Genomic DNA, 9,027 nt, shown 5'->3' on the forward strand with positions numbered 1-9,027 from the left:
CTTCTATGTCACCAACAAACATTTTCTCTGTGAACTTAGCTGCTGCTTCAGCAAACTGGTCATTAAGTTCTACACCAAAAACTTCACAATCTAGATTTGTCTTTAAATATTCAGTTAATACACCGTCTGCCGTACCAAACTCTAGAACTTTACTATTTTTTTTTATTCTTCTAGCTATGCACGCTGGTGCAGAATCACTATCTTTATCAAATTCAAATGAGTATTTCATTATTCTTGCCATGAGTGTTTAATTATGTATACGCCCTCACCAACATAAGGGGTCCTTATAACCACACTGTCTATACACTGCTTGTAATCAAAAGATACAGATGCATTTTCTTCAAATAGCGCCGCATCAATTGAATAGGTACCGCCGATAAGGCTGACTTCTTTATAATGCAGAGTAACGCTGTTTACACCTAACTCCCAAGATATTTCAATGCCATCTAGCAATGTATTTAAACCGCATATATTTTTGTTATCTAATGTATTTATAGCTATGCCTAACACAGGTCTATCTACAGAGTCATCGTATACCTCATATGTTACCGTTACGTAAATATCTTCAAGGTAATTAAACTCTCTTCTTTCTGTGCTATCACCAGTGCCTCTAATTGAAGTATTTTTGATTTGCGCAATATCACTTCTAACTGCTTCTGTGTCATTTGGTATTTCGGCTGAATCCCTATCTGACAGTTTTAAGTAGTCTAGGTATGCATCTGTTACGGTATCTGTATTACCAATTTCTCGTACTTCCCCATCACAAATCCAAACACTGTATGTACAGAATCTTTTAATCGCATTGATATCATGGCTAACAAATATAATCGTCTTGCCTGCACGTCTAATATCATTAAATTTTTCCATACATTTTAGTTGAAACCTAAGGTCGCCAACACTCAATGCCTCATCGATTATGAGAATATCTGGATCAACATTAATAGCAACAGAGAATGCAAGTCTAGCAAACATGCCCGAACTATACATCTTAACAGGTTGATGAATAAACTCTCCTATATCGGCAAACTCTAAAATTCTGTTGAGCTTTTCATCAACTTCTTTTTTAGTGAGGCCTATAAGAGTACCGTTAAGGTAGATATTATCAATACCCGTTAGCTCCATATTAAAGCCAGCACCTAACTCGAGAAGTGAAGCAATCCTACCAACAACGTTAATTTTCCCGCTTGAAGGGGTTACTATACCTGTAATAACTTTTAGAAGAGTCGATTTTCCCGCGCCATTTTTACCAATAAGACCTATTGTCTCTCCCTTTCTAAGGTAAAGGTTTACATTTTTTAGTGCAAAATGTTCTTGATGGTATTTTTTATTTAGGCTAAACGCTTCTTTAATCCTGTCTTTAGCTGAATTGTACAATTTGTATTTTTTACTAAGATCGCTAGTAGAAATAACAATCTCTTTATCATCATTCATTTTTTTCACGGAGTAACCTTATACGACATCAGCAAACATAGGTCTAAGTTTATTAAAGACACCGTTACCTACTAATAGCAAAACAATGCTAAATCCCCAAAAATAGGCTAGCTCTCCTGGATTTTGCCAAAACCATTGATCATATATCAGACTCCCCCTAAATCCGTCAATAATATGAACTAGAGGATTCAATGATATTATAGAAACAAATCTCTCGGGCACGAGATTTATATTCCAAAAAATTGGAGTTAGCCAAAATCCAAACTGGATGATTACTGCAACTAGATGTCTTATATCTTGTATAAAAACAACCAAGGACGAAGTAATCATACTTAGTCCTAACACAAAAACCGATGATGCAAAGATATAATAAGGAAGTTGTAACCAGTAGATATTTGGCTTATATCCATATATGACAAACATCACCATCATAAAAGTCACAAAGAAAAGATGAATGACCAGATTGGATAATATTGAAACAAATGGAAGTGTCTCGACATTAAAAGCTATTTTCTTTACAAGATATGCATTAGAAATAATGCTATTTGTACCACTATTGAGACCATCAGAGATGAAAAACCAAGGAATCATACCACATGACAGCCACAATATAAATGGTACATTATCAACAGGAACAGCTTTGAACCCAACTTGAAATACAAACCATAGAACTAATATTGTCGCTAAAGGTTGTATAAATGCCCAAACCATACCAAGGCAATTACCAAAGTATTTTAGTTTTAATTCATTGACCACCAATGAGATTAATATCTTCCTCATCGATACAAGTGATTTGATTAGATACATAAATTTCAGCTTATAGTTTTGGTGCTTTAGAAAACTCGAATCCATCTTTGTCTTTATTTGATAGTGAAGGTTCAATTTCTATCGGCCAGTTTATATTAAGGGAGTCATCATTCCACTTAATAGAAACTTCAGCATTTGGGTTATAGTAATCCGTACATTTATATACAAACTCTGCCTCGTTACTGGTTACATAAAAGCCATGAGCAAAACCTTCTGGAACCCACAACTGGCGTTTATTTTCCGCTGACAGATACACCCCAACCCATTTTCCAAACGTGGGTGAGTTTTTGCGGATATCCACTGCCACGTCAAATACCTCACCTGATACTACTCTCACCAGCTTGCCTTGCGTGTTTTCTGTTTGGTAATGTAAACCACGTAAAATTCCTTTTTTGGATTTTGAATGGTTGTCTTGCACAAATTGAGTTGGCTTACCTGTTACCAGTTCTTCAAAGCGCTGTTGGTTCCAGGTTTCCATAAAAAAACCACGCTCATCACCAAACACGGTCGGCTCAATAATTTTGACATCAGGAATGTCTGTCTCTATCACTTTCATTGCTATTCACTCTTATAGTCGATGAGATGGTTCAATGCCGCCCGCCAATCGCTGGCAACCACACCAAAGTGTTGATGGATTTTCTGGGTCTCTAACTTGGAGTTAGCCGGCCTCTTCGCCGGAGTCGGGTAATCTTTGGTGGTTATCGCATTGACTTTCAAGGGTTTATTTAATAATCCTTGTTCACGGGCTTTATCAAAAATGGCACAAGTAAAGTCATACCAACTGACATGGGGTGTCCCTGAAAAATGGTACACACCAAAGGCCGTCGACTTCCCTTCAACAATCGCTTTCGCCATCATCAGTAACGCGTTAGCAATATCTCCCGCATACGTCGGACCACCATACTGGTCTGACACAACACCTAATGCATCGCGTGTTTGTGCCAAACGGAGCATGGTTTTCACAAAGTTATTGCCATGCTCACCAAACACCCAAGCCGTGCGCAAGATAATGTGCCTAGGGCAAGCTTGCGCAACCGCGATTTCTCCCGCTAATTTGCTTTTGCCATAAACCCCCTGAGGCGAGGTAGAATCGGCTTCTATATATGCGCTCGGTTTATCACCGGAAAACACATAGTCTGTCGAGATGTGCAATATAGCCGCACCAACCTTATGTGCAGCTTGGGCTAGATGTTTAGGGCCATCTCTGTTAATCGCGTAAGAGAGCTCTGCCTCTTGCTCCGCTCTATCAACCGCAGTGTGCGCCGCAGCATTAATGATGATGTTTGGTTTGAACTCGTTAACCACCGAATTGACGTGACACGGATTGGTAATATCCAGTTGCTCGCGGTCTACCGCTAAAAACTCAACATCAACCATGGAATTGAGTTGATGGGCTAAACAATAGCCGACTTGCCCATGACTACCCGTCACTAGAACACGCATCATGAATGGGATTCCTCTTTAGCTAACCCCGCCAAATATTGACCATAGTCATTCTTAAGCATAGGTTTAGCGCACTCAAGAAGTTGTCCTGAAGAGAGCCATCCATTTCGCCACGCAATCTCTTCTAAACACGCTATCTTCAAGCCTTGAATATGCTGCACGGTTTCAACAAAAGAAGAGGCTTCATGCAGGCTTTCATGGGTACCCGTATCTAACCAAGCAAACCCACGGCCAAGCAGCTCCACATTGAGTGAGCCATCGTTTAAATACATTTCATTAAGGGTGGTAATTTCTAGTTCACCGCGCGCCGACGGCTTGACCTGCTTGGCAAGCTCCACCACTCGGTTGTCATAGAAATACAGTCCTGTGACGGCATAGTTTGACTTGGGCTTAAGGGGCTTTTCTTCGATTGAGATAGCGCGCATCTGCTCATCAAACTCCACTACGCCAAAACGCTCAGGGTCTTTCACTTGGTAACCAAAAACTGTTGCGCCATGCTCACGTGAAGCGGCGCTTTTCAGTGTTTTACTAAATGATTGACCATAGAAAATGTTATCACCTAACACTAAGCAGACTGAATCATTGCCAATAAATTCTTCACCGATAAGGAAGGCTTGCGCTAAACCGTCTGGGCTAGGTTGAATCGCGTATTGCAGATGAATACCGAAGTCACTGCCATCCCCCAATAAGCGTTTAAAGCTTTCGTTATCTTCAGGAGTGGTGATAATCAGAATGTCGCGAATCCCCGCCAACATTAATGTCGAAAGCGGGTAGTAGATCATCGGCTTGTCGTAAATGGGAAGAAGTTGTTTTGATACACCACGAGTAATTGGGTAAAGACGGGTGCCAGAGCCACCAGCTAAGATAATGCCTTTCATGAAATCGCCAACTTAATTGATTGTTATTGCCCAGAGCCTAAACGCTCACAGCTGTATGAACCATCTAATACTCGGCTCCACCATTCGCGGTTATTCAAATACCATTCCACTGTTTTGCGAATACCTGATTCAAACGTCTCTTCTGGCTTCCAGCCTAGCTCTCGCTCGATTTTAGAGGCATCAATCGCGTAACGCACATCATGTCCAGGGCGGTCTTTAACGTAAGTAATAAGGTCTGCGTAATGGGTAATGTTGGCAGGTTTATTCGGAACTAAGTCTTCAAGTAATGCACAGAGTGTGTTAACCACTTCAATGTTAGCTTTTTCGTTATGACCACCAATGTTGTAGGTTTCACCTACTTGGCCTTCTGTCACTACTTTATAAAGCGCTCGAGCGTGATCTTCGACAAACAGCCAATCGCGAATTTGCATTCCATCGCCATAGACAGGAAGTGGTTTACCGTCCAGAGCGTTTAGAATCATTAATGGGATCAGCTTTTCAGGAAAGTGGTATGGTCCATAATTGTTAGAGCAGTTAGTCACTATGGTAGGAAAACCATAGGTACGTAACCAAGCACGCACTAAGTGATCGCTAGAAGCTTTCGATGCAGAATAAGGTGAAGAAGGTGAATATGGAGTCTCTTCGGTAAAGAGGTCATCTGTACCTTCCAAATCACCATACACTTCATCGGTTGAAATATGATGGAAGCGGAATGCCGATTTTTTATTGCTCTCAAGCGTGTTCCAATAACTGCGCGCAGCTTCAAGTAAGGTATAAGTGCCAACGATATTGGTCTCAATAAACGCGGCAGGGCCATCAATAGAACGGTCTACATGGGATTCAGCAGCCAAGTGCATAATCGCATCTGGTTGATGCACAGAAAACACACGATCTAATTCTGAACGGTTACAGATATCGACTGGTTCGAAAGCATAACGGTCACTACTGTCAATACCTTGTAATGATTCCAAGTTCCCCGCATAGGTCAACTTATCAACATTGATCACACTATCTTGTGTGTTTTGAATAATATGGCGAACAACTGCCGAACCGATAAAACCAGCACCGCCAGTAACTAAAATCTTCATATTGTTACCCGAATAATATTAATTATTAATGTTTTTTAGGCATGCTACCGCCCTTAGGTCTAACTCCTACAAGCGGCTATTTCATATAAACGAACTCATCCCTTATGAAATCGGTGCGAGCTTATTGGGCAGAAATACTACATCAAAACCATAGATAGAGCGAGACTGTCGCTAGCCTAGATTAGATTTTGTGATTACAGCCACTAGCTAAGCCGTTATAATGCGCATAATTGTTCGTATTATAACCATAGGAATTTTGTATGATCATCGTAACTGGTGGCGCTGGCATGATTGGTAGCAACATTATCAAAGCTCTCAATGAAGAAGGCATTAGTGATATTCTTGTTGTCGATAACTTAAAAAATGGGCGTAAATTCAAAAACCTAGTTGATCTGGACATTGCCGATTACATGGACCGAGACGATTTCTTGGTGCAGATCATGTCTGGTGAGGATTTTGGTCCTATCGAAGCCGTATTTCATGAAGGTGCTTGCTCTGCCACCACCGAATGGGATGGCAAGTATGTGATGCTTAATAACTATGAGTATTCTAAAGAGCTACTGCACTACTGTTTAGAGCGCGACATTCCATTTTTGTATGCTTCATCAGCCGCAACCTATGGCGATACTGATACCTTCATTGAAGAAAAAGAGTATGAAGGTGCGCTGAATGTATACGGCTTTTCCAAGCAGCAATTTGATAACTATGTGCGCCGCATTTGGCAAGAAGCACAAACACACGGTGAAACTCTTTCCCAAATTACCGGTTTTCGTTATTTCAATGTCTATGGCCCGCGTGAACAGCACAAAGGCTCAATGGCTTCTGTTGCTTTTCATTTAAATAATCAAATGAATGCGGGTGAAAACCCGAAACTGTTTGCAGGTAGTGAAACCTTCCAGCGTGATTTCGTTTATGTGGGTGACGTTGCGGCTGTGAATTTATGGTTTATGAACAGCGGTGTATCTGGTATTTATAACTTGGGTACCGGCAATGCTGAATCTTTCCAAGAAGTGGCCAAAGCCGTTATCAAGCACCATGGTAAAGGTGAAGTTGAAACCATTCCATTCCCAGATCACTTAAAAGGTGCTTACCAAGAGTTCACCGAGGCCGATTTAACGAAATTGCGCGCCGCTGGTTGCCAGCATCAATTTAAGACGGTGGCTGAAGGTGTGGCTGAGTATATGGCGTTGATTAATAAGTAGTGATGGCTGTTATTACCCCCTCCTAACCTCCCCCTAAAAGGGGGAGGAACTGGTAAACACCTCTCCCTAAAAAGCAGTAACGAATAGATCTATCCTCTCAATGGAAGACTAATATGGAGTGACGATTGGAAGAGGGCGGAATGAAAAATTGATCATGTTTCTTAGACATATGGAAAGCATTGGCTGCTAACTCGTGGAGTATTGATGAATATATTAATGGCCTTATCTCAACTTGAGGTCACTGGGGCGGAGGTTTACGCCACTACCGTTGGTGATGAGCTGACAAAGCGTGGGCATAAGGTATTTTATGTTTCCGATACGCTAACAAAGCCTCACCAAGGCCCATTTTATAAACTTCGTTTTAATAAACGCAGTATTCCTCGCCGCTTTTGGCATGTGGGTTATCTTATTTATCTGATTAAGAAACACCATATCCAGCTAGTGCATGCTCACTCTCGCGCCTCCAGCTGGAGTTGTCACATTGCTTGCAAATTAACAAATACGCCTATGGTCACCACAGTACATGGTCGTCAGCCTGTACACGCCTCTCGTAAAAAATTTCACGCCATGGGTGACAAAGCACTACCGGTTTGTGAGGCTATTGAACAACAACTCATGACTGAATTGAATGTTCCACAAAGCTCGCTCGTCGTAAGCCGAAACGGCATTGAAACGCAAGAATTCGCTTGGCAAAATGCTCCTCAAAATAGCAAACCTGTTGTCAGTATTATTGGTCGATTAACCGGCCCTAAAGGGGATCTTTGTTATCGGTTGCTCGAGGAGTGTTTAGACTCAGCAAAATACCATATTCAGGTCATATCTGGCTCTAAAATTGAAGCGCGTTTTGATAAGTTTACTTCTGACGTTCACTTTCTTGGTTATTCACAAGATGTCGTTTCGATACTTGCTCAATCAGACTTAGTCATTGGGGCTGGCAGAGTAGCAATGGAATCTTTGTTGTGTGGACGGCCTACTCTGGCAATCGGTGAGGCAAATGCAATTGGTATTGTCGATGACGATAATATCGCTGCAGCCATGGCAAGCAACTTCGGTGACATCGGGCCTAAAGATCTCGATATTGATTTTGCAAAAATTAGTCAATATGTAGAACAAGGGTTAAAAACGCCACACTGTTCACCACAAGTCAGTGAGATAATTCAGCACAGCTACAGCTTAACCAATGTGGTCGATCAAATAGAAGATATTTATCAAACGGTTTACGTTGAAAAGCTGCGTAAAGAGATGCCGATTATTATGTATCATCGCTTTATTAAGGATGATAGTGAAAAAGGCGTACATGGTACCTACCTACATATTGATATGCTTGAAAAGCACTTCAACCTGCTGAAAAAAATGGGGTTTGAAACGCTAACCTTTAAAGATTTAGCGGATAAAGGGCTTATTCACCGCCTTGAATCAGGCAAGCGCTATATCATCTTAACGGTTGATGACGGCTATCAAGATAACTACGAATTGATGTTGCCGCTATTACGAAAATACGGTTTTAAAGCGGTTGTCTATGTAGTAACCGGGGAGGATTTTAACCGTTGGGATGTTGAAGTACCGAGCAACCCAGAAAAACCAGTGCCTTTAATGTCTCGTCAGCAAGTCAAAGCATTACACGATTCAGGGCTGGTTGAAATTGGCGGCCATACAATGACTCATCCATTTCTCAGCAAACTCAGTGAATCTGAACAGCGTAAAGAGATCTCACGTAATAAGCTTGAACTCGAAGAGCTACTAGGCGAACAACTAGTTTCTTTTGCATACCCCTATGGCGATCATGATACGCAATCAAAACAGATCGTGCATCAATGTGGCTATCAATTTGCGGTTGCAACCAACAGCGGCCCATTATTAATGCATCAAGACCCATATCAAATTCGACGTATTGCTATATTCCCTAAAACCGATGTATTTGGCCTATGGCGTAAAGTGCGCGGTAATTATACATTCAGAAAATCGGCGAAATAATAAGAATGGAATCACGAATGAACAAACTTATTAACATGAATAATTTTGCGCTATCATCATTATTCTTAGTTCCAGCACTCCTTCTATCGACTAATAATTTTAGTGTTGTCATTGTCGCATTTATCGTTTTATTCTCAATTCAAGACCTAGTTAAGAATAGAACTCATTGTGATTTTAATAAATATGACTTACTGATCACTTGTT

At 41.0% G+C, this 9,027-nt stretch carries 9 protein-coding genes and 1 pseudogene; 3 read left to right on the plus strand and 7 right to left on the minus strand.

Annotation, left to right across the window (positions count from 1 at the left end; all coding sequences use genetic code 11):
• From B9J84_RS03170 to rfbB, 7 genes are all read right to left on the minus strand, one after another.
• A partial coding sequence (locus B9J84_RS03170) for a hypothetical protein (protein ID WP_404206227.1) occupies positions 1 to 229 on the minus strand: 229 nt, incomplete at its 3' end.
• Complete coding sequence (locus B9J84_RS03175) at positions 229 to 1,431, minus strand: ABC transporter ATP-binding protein (RefSeq protein ID WP_094123513.1); 1,203 nt, start codon at positions 1,429 to 1,431, stop codon at positions 229 to 231. The genes B9J84_RS03170 and B9J84_RS03175, both read right to left, overlap by 1 nt.
• An 18-nt stretch (positions 1,432 to 1,449) precedes the next feature.
• Positions 1,450 to 2,238: an ABC transporter permease gene (locus tag B9J84_RS03180; protein WP_094123514.1), complete on the minus strand. Its 789-nt coding sequence runs from the start codon at positions 2,236 to 2,238 to the stop codon at positions 1,450 to 1,452.
• Positions 2,239 to 2,248: 10 nt separating this feature from the next.
• Entirely contained in the window at positions 2,249 to 2,794 is a 546-nt protein-coding gene (gene rfbC / locus B9J84_RS03185) for a dTDP-4-dehydrorhamnose 3,5-epimerase (RefSeq protein WP_094123508.1), read from the minus strand.
• Between the two features lie 2 nt (positions 2,795 to 2,796).
• Entirely contained in the window at positions 2,797 to 3,684 is an 888-nt protein-coding gene (gene rfbD / locus B9J84_RS03190; RefSeq protein WP_094123509.1) for a dTDP-4-dehydrorhamnose reductase, read from the minus strand.
• The gene (rfbA, locus tag B9J84_RS03195) at positions 3,681 to 4,559 is read right to left on the minus strand and encodes a glucose-1-phosphate thymidylyltransferase RfbA (RefSeq protein WP_013855746.1); all 879 of its coding nucleotides are present in this window, start codon (positions 4,557 to 4,559) and stop codon (positions 3,681 to 3,683) included. The genes rfbD and rfbA overlap by 4 nt, the downstream gene beginning before the upstream one ends.
• Before the next feature lie 23 nt (positions 4,560 to 4,582).
• Positions 4,583 to 5,647, minus strand: a complete 1,065-nt coding sequence (gene rfbB, locus B9J84_RS03200) for a dTDP-glucose 4,6-dehydratase (protein WP_094123510.1) — start codon at positions 5,645 to 5,647, stop codon at positions 4,583 to 4,585.
• 260 nt (positions 5,648 to 5,907) lie between these two features.
• Between rfbB and rfaD the strand changes: the two genes are divergently transcribed.
• From rfaD to B9J84_RS16295, 3 genes and pseudogenes are all read left to right on the plus strand, one after another.
• The gene (rfaD, locus tag B9J84_RS03205) at positions 5,908 to 6,849 is read left to right on the plus strand and encodes an ADP-glyceromanno-heptose 6-epimerase (RefSeq protein WP_094123511.1); all 942 of its coding nucleotides are present in this window, start codon (positions 5,908 to 5,910) and stop codon (positions 6,847 to 6,849) included.
• A 204-nt stretch (positions 6,850 to 7,053) separates the two neighbouring features.
• Positions 7,054 to 8,823 (plus strand): polysaccharide deacetylase family protein, encoded by a 1,770-nt coding sequence (locus B9J84_RS03210; RefSeq protein WP_094123512.1) that lies wholly within the window; start codon positions 7,054 to 7,056, stop codon positions 8,821 to 8,823.
• Positions 8,824 to 8,840: 17 nt separating this feature from the next.
• Positions 8,841 to 9,027, plus strand: a pseudogene (locus B9J84_RS16295) (O-antigen ligase family protein); the annotation flags it as partial.

Origin of the sequence: Vibrio sp. V03_P4A6T147 (assembly GCF_002241085.1) — a bacterium.
Classification (GTDB): Bacteria; Pseudomonadota; Gammaproteobacteria; order Enterobacterales; family Vibrionaceae; genus Vibrio; species Vibrio anguillarum.